The 14,329-nt window shown below is 36.7% G+C and carries 12 protein-coding genes; 2 read left to right on the forward strand and 10 right to left on the reverse strand.

The features are described 5' to 3' along the window. Nucleotides 1–170 precede the first annotated feature (170 nt). Both Q0794_RS12005 and Q0794_RS12010 read left to right on the forward strand, forming a co-directional pair. Complete coding sequence (locus Q0794_RS12005) at nt 171–1,388, forward strand: BCCT family transporter (RefSeq protein ID WP_298942188.1); 1,218 nt, start codon at nt 171–173, stop codon at nt 1,386–1,388. A gap of 168 nt (nt 1,389–1,556) precedes the next feature. After that, complete coding sequence (locus Q0794_RS12010) at nt 1,557–2,036, forward strand: MarR family transcriptional regulator (protein ID WP_025565334.1); 480 nt, start codon at nt 1,557–1,559, stop codon at nt 2,034–2,036. Between the two features lie 200 nt (nt 2,037–2,236). Here the strand turns inward: Q0794_RS12010 and Q0794_RS12015 are convergent, their stop codons facing one another. The 10 genes from Q0794_RS12015 to Q0794_RS12060 form a co-directional block, all read right to left on the reverse strand. Beyond that, complete coding sequence (locus Q0794_RS12015) at nt 2,237–3,073, reverse strand: nitrate- and nitrite sensing domain-containing protein (RefSeq protein ID WP_298942194.1); 837 nt, start codon at nt 3,071–3,073, stop codon at nt 2,237–2,239. 22 nt (nt 3,074–3,095) lie between these two features. Continuing rightward, nucleotides 3,096–4,262: a methyl-accepting chemotaxis protein gene (locus tag Q0794_RS12020; protein WP_298942195.1), complete on the reverse strand. Its 1,167-nt coding sequence runs from the start codon at nt 4,260–4,262 to the stop codon at nt 3,096–3,098. Between the two features lie 342 nt (nt 4,263–4,604). Then, nucleotides 4,605–6,017 (reverse strand): esterase-like activity of phytase family protein, encoded by a 1,413-nt coding sequence (locus Q0794_RS12025; protein WP_298942196.1) that lies wholly within the window; start codon nt 6,015–6,017, stop codon nt 4,605–4,607. A 275-nt stretch (nt 6,018–6,292) separates the two neighbouring features. After that, nucleotides 6,293–7,306 carry a LacI family DNA-binding transcriptional regulator gene (locus Q0794_RS12030; protein ID WP_298942199.1) on the reverse strand — a complete coding sequence of 338 codons (1,014 nt, stop codon included), beginning with the start codon at nt 7,304–7,306 and terminating at the stop codon, nt 6,293–6,295. 39 nt (nt 7,307–7,345) lie between these two features. Then, nucleotides 7,346–8,443, reverse strand: a complete 1,098-nt coding sequence (gene ugpC, locus Q0794_RS12035; protein ID WP_298942201.1) for a sn-glycerol-3-phosphate ABC transporter ATP-binding protein UgpC — start codon at nt 8,441–8,443, stop codon at nt 7,346–7,348. Between the two features lie 2 nt (nt 8,444–8,445). After that, the gene (locus Q0794_RS12040; RefSeq protein ID WP_298942202.1) at nt 8,446–9,408 is read right to left on the reverse strand and encodes a carbohydrate ABC transporter permease; all 963 of its coding nucleotides are present in this window, start codon (nt 9,406–9,408) and stop codon (nt 8,446–8,448) included. Nucleotides 9,409–9,414: 6 nt separating this feature from the next. Further along, complete coding sequence (locus Q0794_RS12045) at nt 9,415–10,278, reverse strand: sugar ABC transporter permease (RefSeq protein ID WP_298942204.1); 864 nt, start codon at nt 10,276–10,278, stop codon at nt 9,415–9,417. 89 nt (nt 10,279–10,367) lie between these two features. Then, nucleotides 10,368–11,714: an extracellular solute-binding protein gene (locus Q0794_RS12050; protein WP_298942206.1), complete on the reverse strand. Its 1,347-nt coding sequence runs from the start codon at nt 11,712–11,714 to the stop codon at nt 10,368–10,370. Between the two features lie 475 nt (nt 11,715–12,189). Further along, nucleotides 12,190–12,708 (reverse strand): DUF6795 domain-containing protein, encoded by a 519-nt coding sequence (locus tag Q0794_RS12055; RefSeq protein ID WP_298942208.1) that lies wholly within the window; start codon nt 12,706–12,708, stop codon nt 12,190–12,192. A gap of 138 nt (nt 12,709–12,846) precedes the next feature. After that, nucleotides 12,847–14,079: a divalent metal cation transporter gene (locus tag Q0794_RS12060; RefSeq protein WP_298942210.1), complete on the reverse strand. Its 1,233-nt coding sequence runs from the start codon at nt 14,077–14,079 to the stop codon at nt 12,847–12,849. Nucleotides 14,080–14,329 lie beyond the last annotated feature (250 nt).

The raw sequence follows: 14,329 nt of genomic DNA on the forward strand, positions 1-14,329 counted from the left end.
ATTTTTCAGGGTTTAACTATCGTCATCTAACTATGTCATTTATTGGCATTATCACTACGATACTTAAGGTTTGAGGGCAAGATTGTCTTAAAAATAATGGCGTAGCGTTTTAAAACATAAAACAAGGAATTATCTATGTTTATCAACACTATCCACTGGGAGGCCAAATAATGACTCTTTGGCTCTCGATCGGCATCTTATTCGTTTTTGCTGCCATCGCATTTATCTTATTCCGTTGGGGTAATATGCAATGTATTGGTGTAACACCAGTACGTAAATTTACCTTTATCGCGATTCTATTTACATCTGGTTTAGATGTAGGTTTAATCATGTTCCCATTGACTGAATTTGCAGGTTATGCCGATTTAGCCACTAGCCCTGAATATGGTTTTACTAATCCCCTCTCTATAGAGTTTGGATTTTGGGCATTTTTAATTTGGGCTTTCTACTTTGTTACTTGTTTCTATTTTTGTGTCATTGAACCAAGAGTTAAGTTTTTTGAAGTGCCACTGATCAAGTTTATCAACAATGTCGTTATTATAGGTACGTGTGCCTTTACGGCCTATTTGTTACTCACCAACTTACCTTGGTATTTACCAGGCCTAGGTGACGGCGAGAGCATTGTTGGCAGTTTCTACTTAATCGTATTCTTAGCGATCGCAGCGGCTGTATATTCAAGTACAAGCATTCGTTACGTACGTATTTTAAGTTTAGGTAGTAGCTGGTTATTTTTCGCATTGATCATCATTATGTGGTCTGGCGCTTTCTTATCTGATAATTCAAGTGTTGGTGAGTTCTTTACTACCTTTGGTTTAATCGGCGATTACTTTGCTAATATTAATCACTTTGTATTACCGTTGAATGATTACCATGAATTTTACCTTTACTGGTGGTTTGCTTGGAGCATCATGATTGGTCAATTTACCTCTCGTTTTGTTAGTGGCATGAAAACGTATCAAGTATTAGGTGCAATGATGATATTCCCATCTATCCCAATTGCAATTTGGTTTACTGTGCTTTATTACTACAGCGTCAATGCTATCTCTACGGCAGGATTTTATAACTTAGCGATGGTTATTGTGGGCATTACCTTTGTAATCAACTCACTAGATTCGCTGGTTCGTTTATATACTGATAACTTAAACTTAACAGTAAAACGTTTTGGTAAAATACCTTACATCATTGGTAACATTGTTTTATTGAGTGGTTTAACATTATTGTTCAAACTAAACTTTTTACAAATCCAATGGGTTGGTGCGTTAGCAATCGGTTTAATCTTAGGATGCTTTGGTTATATGCTATTAGCTCACTACCGTAAAGTAGCCGATATTGAACGTTCTCCAAAAGAGAATAAAATCGACTTTACTAAAATTGAATTGATGGATTAACCAACGATTACAACCTGATATTAAGTGTGTTTACTACTTAATATCAAAGGCAGTAATACACTAATAAAAAGCAGAATAGCGAGTTTCGTTATTCTGCTTTTTTTATGATTTTACACATGAGTCTTATGAATATTTTTGTTATGCTACACAAAAAATAGAGTGAGCATTATGGAAAAGCAAGAGCAGTTATTAATTTCATTACGACGAGTGATCAGAGCGATTAGCATTCACTCTCGTCAATTGAATAAAGAGTCTGGATTAACTGGCCCACAGTTACTAGTAATGAGAAAAATTGACCAGCTTGAAGCGCCACTTGCTAAGCAAATAGCCCAAGAAATTACATTAAGTGCTGCGACAGTAACAACCATTATAGATCGATTAGAAGCGCGCGACTTTGTTATCAGAACGCGTAGTAAAACAGATAAACGTAAAGTACATCTTTCATTAAGTGAAGCAGGGCAAGCGGTTTTAAGCTCATCACCACAACCATTACAAGAACATTTTATTAAACGCTATCAGCGCCTTGAAGAATGGGAGCAAAGTCAGTTACTGTCTGCCGTAGAGCGCATTGCTTCAATGATGGATGCCACTGAACTTGATGCAGCGCCAGTATTATTAGTCGGTACCATCCAAGACGCAGAGTCTTAGTAAGCAGTAAACACATCTATTGTTCTGCTATTACTTATACTATTCTATCAGTTAAACTCTTCCATCAGTAAAATTCTATCGGGTAGCGATTCGCTCAATCGTTACCAGTACCAATACCTACATTCGTAGCTCGACGACATTTTACGATGACTTTGATGATGACTGATACTTAGGTTAAATATGGAGACCTAATATTAAACCTAAATAATGTGTTGGATTTGTTCTATTTGATGATTAAATATCGAATCTAGTGCTTTAATACTATCGGTCGCTAACGCAAAATACTCATCTTGATTAATACTGATTTTATCTGCGCTAATTAACTCCCTTTCAATAGTACTACTTAAAAACTCCATTTTTAATTTAGCGACTTTTAATAACGCCTTATGTTCACCTGTAAAACGTTCAAGTGAAGATAGTTTAGGTAATGTGCTATTAATGGTTTTCTGCATATTTTGTTGTAAAAATGATAAACGTATTTTATGAACACTCGAACATGTTTTGCTCGTTGCAACACCCGTCCCTATTGCGCGCGATTGCCCTATTATTTCAGTCGTGACAACCAACTCCCTCCATACGAATCCAATATTTGGTAATGTAGGAAAAGATCCTGCATTTAAATACCCTCGCTCAGCTTCATCTTCTAGTAGATACAGTAAATTCGCTATTAACTGTGTATGTTGTTTAAAACTATTATCTGCATCTCGCGCTTTATCATGTTGTTTAAGGCGTTCCCAATGATCTATAAACGAACCCCAACGCCCCTTTTCATCAAGGGTACGCTGTGCTTCAAGATACTTAATTTCATTATTAACTTGTTGCTCAATCGTGGTTAACATGGCTTGTTTACTTTGATCACCATTTAAGAATGCAGAACTTAACCCGCGATGAGTTTGTATAGCGCTGATCAGCAATTTAATATGCGAGATGTTATCCAGCCCTTGTACGCATAATGCTTTTTGTTGTTTAGTTTTATAATGATGTAGCCACACTGAAAATAAAATGATCAGTAATAAAATAATGATATAGATTCCCATATCCGTTCCTTATTCAATAATTTTAGCCAGTGATTTGTGTTAGTGATTTAAGGTGAGTTGCAACGGTTTCAGCCTGCTTGGCTACTTCAGCATTGGCTCTAGCCCCTTGTACCACCAGCTCAACATGTTCAGCAATTTCATTGGTAGCGAGTGTTTGTTGCTCAACATTATCTGCAACAGTTTTTATCTTCTCCCGCACATCGAAAGTCGCTTCTTCAATTTGTTGTAATGATTGATCGACGACATCTGCTCCTTGCTTGCATTGCGTAGATTGCTCAACAACATTAGACATACTGTGGCTAATTTTATTGCCTTGATTTATCACCGAACTCACATTTTTTACAATGCTGTCCGCCGCTGTATGTGAACGATGTGATAACGCGCGAACCTCATCTGCAACAACAGCAAAACCTCGCCCAAACTCACCTGCTCTTGCCGCTTCAATAGATGCGTTTAATGCCAATAAATTAGTTTGATCTGCAATACCTTGAATAGATTCAGAAATCTCTGCAACCGTGTGAGCCAGAGTCATTAATAACTCAATATCGTTTGCTGTTGTGTCGGCTTCAAAAGACACTTTTTCTAAAGATATTTTTAATTCCGCAATAGAAACTCGACCTTGTTCAGCAGTATTAAATGCATGTTCCGATGAATGATGAACGTCACTGATACGTGTATTCACTTCATTCAATGAGACACTCATTTCAGTAATTGCTGCAGCCGTAGCATTCGTCGCATCCGATTGTTTTTGTACGTTTTCAGTGACTGAATGTGCGGTATTAATAACTTGTATCGCAGAGTAAGAAACCTCACTCAATTTATCTTTGTTTTTATCATTAACCCGTCCAAGCTCACGATAGGAAGAGGTTAATTGTTCAAGTAAATGAGCCGGTAGTAAGTCACTTTTTTTAAGTTCTCGATAGTCGAATGCATCGGCATTTAATGAACTCAACATCTGTTTAAAAGAATGTAACTCAGCATTTATGATCATTATTAATGCCACTGATAAATAGAAAAAAATAGCTAACTCTATTGAGAGTGCATGAATTGATATTTTTTCAGGGAAATGAACGATGGTTAGTTGTGTAGCGATAATGGCTAATAACACACAAAGATAAAAGCTAAGCATGGCTTTAAAGCCAACAAAATGGATAATCTTTTGTACAGGCAACGAGAATAATTGATACATTTTTTACTCATAACAGACAATTTATCACTTATTAGGTACAAGAAGTATACCAACTCATAAGCATCTGATAACTAACAAAAAAATTGATTAAGTTTATATATTAATGTGATAATTTGGTGCAACTTAAATATAAAGTGTCACATTAGTGCATGATGAGATGATAGTGAGAAGAATTATTCAGCACCATCAAGGTTAATCATGAGCTAAGCTTAATAGTGCCTGAATAATTTAATGAATGGTTTAATAACTTGAGTTGAATAAAAACTTAATCTAATCAATGGGCCTAGTTATTCTCTGGCGCGAAATTAATATAAGCCCATTTTCCGATTTCAAAAGTTGTTTTTACTCTCCGAGTAAATCCTTTTTAATAATATAAAGGCGATTAGCATCGACGGTATTTTTATCTAAGTACTTTTGTTCCAATTTTCCATCCGTTGACCAAGTCGCAAAATCATCATCATTTAATACACCTAAATGTTGATCATCAATAATCCATAAACCTTCCATTTTATCATGTGCATAAGCCACTTCTTTGACCATATCGATAACTAATTTTTTAGACACAGGTTTAATGCCTTTATCAGCTAAGGCATCCCAACCATTTTTCTGAACATATTGTTCTAATGTTAATCCATCAATCAATAAGCCATGGCTTTCATCTTTAGTAATAGATGAGGATAAAGGGACACTAGAGAGTGAAGTACCAGTACTCAAATCGATACGATATACTTGTTTTTGGGCATTAGAATTGACTTCTTTAGGCCCACCGAGAAGGAAGCTGCCATCTCGTTCAATCACTAAAAATTTACGTGCGGTTAACGCAGCAATCTCAGAATTAGCATTTTCAAGTTTCTCTTGGCGATATAAATATTGCTCAGTTTCTCCATTACTTAAGTTAATACTAACAATGCGGGTAAGATCGCCCTTCTGTGCGGCTTTATCAGGGTTCTTTAAGGTAGATTGCATGATACCCACCAGCGTATTTTCATCAGGTGTAATGGCGAGTCCTTCCATACCACGATTGGCTCGACGATGCTGATAGACGGCAGGTAAATGTAATGAGGTACGACTGTCATCTTTAAAGGCATTGATACGATCTATTTCGACGCCATTAGCATCAAAGTGAACAATATGTGGACCGTATTCATCACTTACCCAAAATGAACCATCATTTAAAGCGACTAAGCCTTCCCCATCTAAACCATAATCATCTAATTTAATGGGGTTTGTTGTCGCATTATACGGTAACTGATCATTGACTAATACCGGCTTTCCATCAGCATGGTAAGGCGTTTCACCTGTTCCTCCCAATGCAGAGCTATTCGGCAAACCTGAAATAAGGCTGCCATCGGGACGTTTTAATAGGATATCTTTTAGCTGAACAATCTTGCCACCAGCTTTTACTTCAAATAAACCAATACGAGGTGTGTAATCAGCAACAGGAAAACTCTTACCTTTACCGTATTGTCCTTGATGATTAGCATTAGGACCGCGGTCTGTTAGTGCATAAAATTGATTAGTCTGTGTAGGATGACCCGTCATCGCTGAACCATAACCACCATTACGAATATCAAAAGGTAATTGTGTTTTTGCATCTTTTAAATCAGCACGTAATACCGAATAGGGTAATTCACTACCCTGCTTAGGAAAGGTCGCTAAGATCGAATCCATCTCTGTTGCAATGACATTATTGACAGAGCTAAATAGAGCAACTATCGAAAGAACACCCACTAAACCATTTTTCTTGTTGAACATTTTAAACCTTAAAATGAGTTATTTTATTATCTCAAAGTACAAAATGAATATGACAGTTTAATGAATGTCGATAATTATTGAACCAATTTATCATCCCAAGTCATCATCCCAAGTCATCATCCCAAGTCATCATCCCAAGTCATCATCCCAAGTCATCATCCCAAGTCATCATCATTAGAATAAATCGATAAACCAAACTAAAACCGATTTATTAATATTTCAGAGGACTAATAAAGCGTATTAAAACCAACCTAAATATAGCAATAAAGTCATGCTTAATTGGTTATAAAGTAATTATCTGACTGCCTAATCACAAGCGTTGCTTCGTGCCAATTTTTGACCTCGAATTGCTTATCTTCGACTTTATTTAACATTAATTTAGACATCCCTTCACCAACCGCATCAATATCATATTGAACGGTGGTAATAGAGGGATTGGTATAACGACTATGTTCATAATCCCCATAACCTGCAACAGCAACATCAATACCCACTTGATAACCTAGCGTTTCACAAGCTGCGATAGCACCTAAAGCCATCGTATCATCTGCACACAGAATACAAGTAGGACGGTGAAGTAATGACATGATTGTCTGAGTCATTTGCATCGCATCATGTTCATTAAGCTCACCATTTAATAACCAATGTGGTTCAATTGATATATGCGCTTCATGCATGGCTTGTAAATACCCTTGCTTTCTCGCTTGTGAAACCGTTAATTCATTTGGTGCATCTAAGAAAGCGATACGTGAATGCCCCTGCTTTATTTGACGTTGTGTAAGGTCATAAAATGCTTGTGCGTTATCCACATCAACAAAGCTGTCATTCTTAAAGTCAGTATCAAAGCCAAAGCAAACATAGGGAAATTGATGCTTTTTCAACATTGAGATCCGTGGATCAAGCTGGCGAGTACGTACAATAAAAATACCATCAACTAACCCGCTAGTAATGAAATCAAAATAGACTTGTTGCTCATCTTGCCAATCAAAAATAGTCGTCACAATTAACTGATAATCATGTTTTGCTAAAAACTCAGCAGCCGCGGCTAATACCTTCGAGAAGGCCGATGAGACAAACATTCTTGAATGAGCAGGCAGAATAATACCGATATTGCGAGACTTACCAGAAGCTAACCTTTTAGCCGTAGGATTCGCTTTATAACCGATATCCTGAGCAGCCTTTAGTACTTTTTCACGTGTTTGCTCATTCACATCGGTGTAGCCGTTCAACGCTCTGGATACGGTAGATTTTGATAACCCTAAATATGCGGCCAGTTTTTTAATCGACATAAATCACCTCATCTGAGACTTTAAAAATCAACCTACCACTTAGAGACGCTGCTCTGTTTCAGGGTCGAAAATTAATACACGAGAAAGATCCACCAGCAAATCAATTTTTACGCCCAATGTAATATCAGAGCGTAAATCTAATCGAGCTTTTACCGAGCCACCCGCTAAGTTGAACAAGACTTCTTTATCAAAACCCATTGGTTCAATCAGATCAATAACGACATTGTTAAAGTTAAAAGTTAAATCTGTTTCAGAAAAGAACGCTTTATCGTTAAAAAAATCAGGACGAATGCCTACTTTTACCTTAAGTCCAGAATCTGAAATTGTTTCTTGATAAGCAACATTTGATAATTTTTCTCTTGGTAAATGATGACCATCAATATCTAAATAATCATTAAATAAAGTGCCTTCTATAATATTCATAGAAGGTGAACCAATAAACTGTGCAACGAATATATTGGTCGGGTTAAGGTAGATCTCCATCGGTGTACCGTATTGTGCAATATAGCCATCGTGTAAGACCACAACCTTATCTGCTAAAGTCATAGCTTCAACTTGATCATGCGTAACGTACACACTGGTGCGCCCGAATTTGTTGTGGATTTTACCTATTTCTGTGCGCATATGACTGCGTAATTTAGAGTCTAAATTTGATAAAGGCTCATCAAACAAAAATACATCCGCTTCTCGTATAATAGCTCTCCCCATAGCAACACGCTGGCGCTGACCACCGGATAAATCTGCAGGTTTTCTATCTAATAGCTCCTCAAGTTGTAACATTTCACTGATTTCACTCAAGCGACGTTCAATTTCATCGTTATCAACCTTTAAACGACGTAGTGCAAAAACAATATTTTCCTTAACTGACTTATGAGGGTAAAGCGCATAATTTTGAAAGACCATCGCAATATTGCGGTTCTGAGGTTCAATATCATTCACCACGCGGTCACCAATAATAATGTCACCAGAGGTCGGTTGCTCTAAGCCAGCAATCATTCTTAGTGTTGTTGATTTACCACAACCAGAAGGGCCAACCAATACTACGAATTCGCCATCTTCAATCGCTAAATCGATACCTTTTACAACCTGTGTTTTATCGTAACTTTTGATGATGTTTTTTAATGTAATAGCCGCCATAATTATCCTTTAACCCCGCCGTCTGTTTTTCCGCCTTTCATAAAGCGAGATGCAAATAAGAAACAAATTACAATTGGTGCCAAGGTCAACATTGATGCTGCCATGATCCGATCCCAAATTGCATTTTTGGATACAAACAACTCCTGTAACGCTAGTGGTAATGTGTGGAATTCTGGGTATTGTTTAAGAAACACTGATGCAAATAAATACTCGTTCCAGCCAATAATAAAACAATAAATAAAGACGGTGGCTAACATAGGTAAAGAAAGTGGTAACACGACTTTTATGATGGCTTCTTTACGAGAACAGCCATCCATCATTGCCGCCTCTTCTAATGCGAAGGGAATGCCTCGAAAGTAATTCCCTAACATATACATACCGACCGGTAAGGTTTGCACAATGTAAATCAAGAACAAACAGAAAGCACTTCCCCACAATGAAGAAGCTAAGCCAATATTCATCGCCATTTGATATAAAGGCACCATCAATAACACGCCGCCGACCATATACACAAACAACACTGATCGCTGTATAACGACTTGCCCTTTAAAACGTAATCGACTGATTGAATACGCGCCCATTACAGAAAAAATAAGGGAGAACGTTGCCGCACCAACAGAAAATATAACGCTATTAAGCATGTATTTACCAAAGGGAAATAAGTTCTCGTTAGACGTATATTTAGCGGCAATCGCCTCTTTTTTATCTTTAGGTAACTTTGGGTTATTGAGTATCTTTTGAATGGCAGCTGGTATTTCAACTTTTTTAGCTTCTGTTAATCCTAATAGCTCTTTGTATGCGTCTAGATTAATAGTTTGCGGAATCAATGAAGGGTTTCCCCAGTCATACTGATGTTTAAGCGACGTTGAAAGAATTTGAGCAAAAGGTAATAAGCTAAAGCTCACCAATAATAAGATGGCTAAAGCAAATCCAATACGTCCTGTTAATGTACGTTTTCCCAACATATTAAATCACCACTTCATTATTTTTTTGATGTAAAACCAAATGAATACCGACAATACCGCTAACTGAATAACAGAAGTTGCCGCTGCTAAACCTTGATCGATAACCCCAGTAAAGGCTTGGTAATAAGTAAAAATAGGCAAGGTTTGTACATTAGGCGCAAGAAGATACACATCTTCAAAACGGTTAAGGTTCCATATAAGACGAAGTAATACGACTGTCGCCAGTACAAAGTACAACTCCGGTAAAGTCACATGAAAGAAACGGCCGATCGGCCCATATCCATCTATTGCTGCGGCTTCATATTGGTCTCGTGATACTGACACTAATTTCGATAATATAAGTAAATAAGCGATAGGAGCATGCTTCCAAATATCAAACAACACAACCACCCATAATGCAGAGTCAGGATTACCAATTAAATTAGTGCGTTCACTCCAGATGCCCAATACATCCACAAACAGATAATTTACAACACCCGAAATAGGGTCAAACAAAAACTGCCAACCAAACACCACTGAAATAACAGGTGCAACATAGGGCAACATAATAGCGGCATTCACTAATCCTCGACCTTTAAAAGGGTCTTTCAATAGCAACGCCATGGCCAAACCTAATAGCGTTGTTCCTACAACAGTGCCCAATAAATACAAACTGGTTGTGCCGATTGCAGAATAGTAATCAGTATTTGTCAGTAATTTTATATAGTTTTCAAGGCCAACGAATGTTTTATAACCGTTTAACTGAACATCAAAAAAGCTCAGATAAACGTTATACATCAGTGGATAAAGAATCAGTAAGCCAAGAATGAGAATAGTCGGTGCGACCAACTTCCAACCAAACTTAGCTTCTGCTCGTTCTAGTGGAGTCATAGTGTTCCCTTATCCATATGAGGAATAGCAGCCTCATATGGATCATTGATATCTGTATAACAGAGTAATAAATACGAATTAAAAATCAGTTATTCAGAAACAACCTGTTTCATCTGTTTTTCCGCCCAATCTAACGATACTTGTGTGTTCTCATTTTCAATAGTGGCGCGGTAAATCATGCGAGGAATAATCTGCTTGGCAAAAATCTCACCTGATTTAGGAAAGGTTTTTCCTTCCACTACAGAGAAATTCTTAATATTGTCAAAACCTGCAACGATTTCCTTAATAGACTCTTTGCCGTATTGCGCAAAAATACCTTTAGGATCATTTAAAAACTCATCCGTTTCAGCAATATCTCGTAACATTGGTAAATGTCCGCCAACCGCCATATGTGAATACGCAACCACTTGGTCTTTTTCATTCATATATTCAATAAACGCCTTAGTGGCTTCAACTTCTTCTTTATTGTCATTTTTCATTACACTCAGACCAACCAAAGTGCCGAATGATGAAGGAGAAGTTTTAGTGATGGTGGTAGCTAAACGCGTATTCTTTGCTAAATCAGGATCAAAAGCGGCACCTTTAAGGTCAGTAAAGTTTTCAGCACTTAATGAACTAGCAGCCGCTTCAGCAAGCGCGATATCATCTAAAATATAAGACGAATAAAAGAACATCGCTAACTTACCTTGTAAGTAATAATCTCGTGCTCTCCAACTTTGTGGACCAGGAGGATTGTATTGCGATAGGTTTTTATAAAAGTCTAAGACTTCTTTTTGTGCTGTCGAGTTAAAAACAAGCTCACCGTCTTTGTTAAACTGCCCAGCATCATTAGATAATGCAAATTGTGTATAGCATTGCTCAGCATAATTATCCGCTTTAGTGCCAATCAAAATACCGTATTGATTTTCTGTGGGTTTATAGAAATACTTTGCAGCAGCTTCTATTGTTTCCCATGTTGTCGGTGGCGCTAACCCAGCTTCTTTAAACCAATCGGCACGATACCAAATACCTTGCACCCAGCCACTATAAGGAACAGAAACGTATTCATTAAGCGTGGTACTTTCTACTAACTTCAGTGCACCAGAATAAAAACGTTGTTTACCAATTCGTTTAACTAAATCTGTATTAGAAGCAACGTCTATAATGCCCTCTTCAGCAAACGCTAATGAAAGGTCTGACCCAACTTCAATCATATCCGGTAATGTATTGGCCGCTGCCGCAGCGGCTATTTGTTTTGGCATATCGTTTTCGTCAACTGCAATTATTTTCACATCAATACCTGAATTCAGCGCTTCAAACACATCAGCCATCACTTCAATAGTTTGAAGTCTGTCCGATTGTGTTTGTGTCGTCCAATATTCAACAGTTGTTGCATTCGCTAAACTAGTAAATGGCAAGCTAGCCGCTAACCCGAGAGTTAAGGTATTAATTTTCATCGTTATTTCCTTATTTTAAAATAGACTTAAAAGTAATCTGAGAATCAACTTAGAAAAAATTCAGTAAGATTAAATACAACTTTTTAATGATGAATAAAAAATTAGTAAGCAATCGAACAAATTATTTAATGAATTATTTGTCAACATATATGATCATTTATTAGTCTACCCTGAATAATAGCGATTATTATTTGAACTAAGTCTCTTTATTAACGAATAACAAAACCGGTTTTGATCCATGCGATCATGGTCACTATTTATACTAATTAGTCTTTATGTGTGATTATTTATAAGAGATATAAAAGGCTATTTTGGAGCGAAGAGATATTTAAAATTCAAAAATTAGGAATATAGAAAACGTTGATGAAAAAACAGGCTTAAATAGATATGAGGATGTCGTAGGCTATTAGATAAGAGCAAGATATTTAGTAAGCTAAATTTTATTAATCCTTAGCTATTTTAAAAATGAAAAGCATTACAGTTTACATCGTGTATAAATAACAAAGAGTTTGCTAGGGTCTTCTTTCGCGGGTATATCATAAGTTTTTGCATCATCAGTAATATCACAAACTAAATCGCTTAATAATTCAGTTAATGTTTCACTGTCTTCAGCTTGAATGATGTTCCCATACCAGACGACTAATTCATCATCGTTAGCTGTTTTTGCATAAATATGTTGATGTAAATTACTATTAAAAAACATTTGTGATGGTTTTGAAGTACGGATAATTTTCTCTGGAAAATAGAAATGACCATTTTCATCTGTGATGACCTGATCTAAATATTCTTCTCCATAAGTTAACACCCTAAATACTTTAATGTTAGAGAGTGGTTGGCCATTATCAAGTAAAAGTCCTTGAACTTCTCTTGATAAAACAACGTCCTGCTTTTTTAAGAAACCCAACATATCCACAAATACCAATGTTGAAACGAGTAAAAAAAACGCAATAGAAACAACCGCTATGAATCGTCTTCTTAACTTAGGTGATGACAAGGTAATAGACTCCTCTTAAAGCATATTTATTAATAAAGCACATTCAAACATACTAATAGCTAAGTTTAAAAAGCTTCTCTATAACAAACGACACGGCAGTTAATAAAACAAACATTAACTTACCGTATCATTTTTAGATTATAGAATTTTCCATATAACAAATGCTGCAGCAAAACCGATTAAATAAAGTAACCCTAACCAAGTTAAGCTTCGCAATAATGCACTGTGTTGAATGCTCTTCTCTGAACGAACCAACTTAAAGTTAAGCCATGCAAATATTGGCGTCGTAACAAAGGCAAGTGTCATCGCAAACATTAACATTGGCGCAAGAACCGATTTGAAGAACAATATAACCGCCATACCCGAAAAAGATTGCAGTAATAACCAAATATTCAAACTGTGTTTAGATTGCTTAAAGCCTAATAGTTTATGCGATTCATTAAGCGTACGTGCATAACCGTCAAGCACTGTTAAAGTTGTTCCAAATAAACATAAAAAAGCAATAATGGACACTAAAGGACGTGACCATTCACCAATCGTCATGGCATACATGTCAGACAGTTGTTTGGCAAAAGCAACGCCACCTAATACAGCAGTACTACTTTGACCGTATTGTATCAACACACCTAAGCCAAAGAAAACCAAGGCTAAGATCGCTGTTAACCAGTAGCCAACATTAAAATCAAGCAGGCCCTGTTTTCTGGTAATGGTTTGCTGTGATTGTTTTTCTTTTAACCATAATGAACTAAGTGCAGAGACCTCAATAGGTGCGGGCATCCAGCCCATTAGCGCAACCATAAAGCCAATCATCGCTAATTCATAAGGCGATGGTCCAATATAATCAGCAGGTGCCATAGGGCCGTTATTAAAGGCAACCATAAATGCAATCACAGTGGTGATCGTTAATATCAACATAATCACTTTAGCGACATTATCGAGCGCTTTAAAGTGGCCAAGCAATAAGATAACTAAACAGACAGCCAAGATTAACCAACACAATACCGTAACAGGCACGATGATAGGCAAAGCATAATGCAATAAGCTAGCCGTTAACAAAATAACACCTGCAGTATTCACTACAGCGGCAATGATATTTAAAACAATAAACGAATAAAAAAACCAAGGCCCCTTACTTTGGTAACCTTCGATCAGGCTTTTACCTGTGGCTAATGTGTACTCAACACCAAAACGGAAGAAAGGATATTTAAGTATATTAACGGCAATAATTAACCAAAGCAGTTGCCAACCAAAAATAGATCCCGCTTGCGTTGATGCGACTAAATGAGAACCACCTATAGAAGCTGTCGCCATGAGTATTCCAGGGCCAAAAGCATTAAGACGTGATTTGAATGTTGAAACTGATTGATTCATTTATAACCTTAAACATATATTTCTCGGGGCAGTTAACATACAGAAATTAAAGGCAATAAAAAAGAATAAGTTTTTCTAATAAGTCACAGAATTAAGTTTTTTACTTAACACTTGTTATACCATTCCGCCTAATTATGTGATCTAATGTATTCAATTATTAACTAATTATATTTTCTTGGTGACGTATGAAAAAACATGACTTTTCTGAATTGGCCAAAACACATAAAAGTGTGCGTATGAGACTGCGTTA

The sequence above is a fragment of the uncultured Psychromonas sp. genome (genome assembly GCF_947489755.1).
Taxonomy (GTDB): Bacteria; Pseudomonadota; Gammaproteobacteria; order Enterobacterales; family Psychromonadaceae; genus Psychromonas.

Excerpts from the sequence above, each read along its gene's own strand:
- Q0794_RS12005 (WP_298942188.1), top strand. The coding sequence starts at position 171 with ATGACTCTTTGGCTCTCGATCGGCATCTTATTCGTTTTTGCTGCCATC.
- Q0794_RS12010 (WP_025565334.1), top strand. The coding sequence starts at position 1,557 with ATGGAAAAGCAAGAGCAGTTATTAATTTCATTACGACGAGTGATCAGA.
- Q0794_RS12015 (WP_298942194.1), bottom strand. The coding sequence starts at position 3,073 with ATGGGAATCTATATCATTATTTTATTACTGATCATTTTATTTTCAGTG.
- Q0794_RS12020 (WP_298942195.1), bottom strand. The coding sequence starts at position 4,262 with ATGTATCAATTATTCTCGTTGCCTGTACAAAAGATTATCCATTTTGTT.
- Q0794_RS12025 (WP_298942196.1), bottom strand. The coding sequence starts at position 6,017 with ATGTTCAACAAGAAAAATGGTTTAGTGGGTGTTCTTTCGATAGTTGCT.
- Q0794_RS12030 (WP_298942199.1), bottom strand. The coding sequence starts at position 7,306 with ATGTCGATTAAAAAACTGGCCGCATATTTAGGGTTATCAAAATCTACC.
- ugpC (WP_298942201.1), bottom strand. The coding sequence starts at position 8,443 with ATGGCGGCTATTACATTAAAAAACATCATCAAAAGTTACGATAAAACA.
- Q0794_RS12040 (WP_298942202.1), bottom strand. The coding sequence starts at position 9,408 with ATGTTGGGAAAACGTACATTAACAGGACGTATTGGATTTGCTTTAGCC.
- Q0794_RS12045 (WP_298942204.1), bottom strand. The coding sequence starts at position 10,278 with ATGACTCCACTAGAACGAGCAGAAGCTAAGTTTGGTTGGAAGTTGGTC.
- Q0794_RS12050 (WP_298942206.1), bottom strand. The coding sequence starts at position 11,714 with ATGAAAATTAATACCTTAACTCTCGGGTTAGCGGCTAGCTTGCCATTT.
- Q0794_RS12060 (WP_298942210.1), bottom strand. The coding sequence starts at position 14,079 with ATGAATCAATCAGTTTCAACATTCAAATCACGTCTTAATGCTTTTGGC.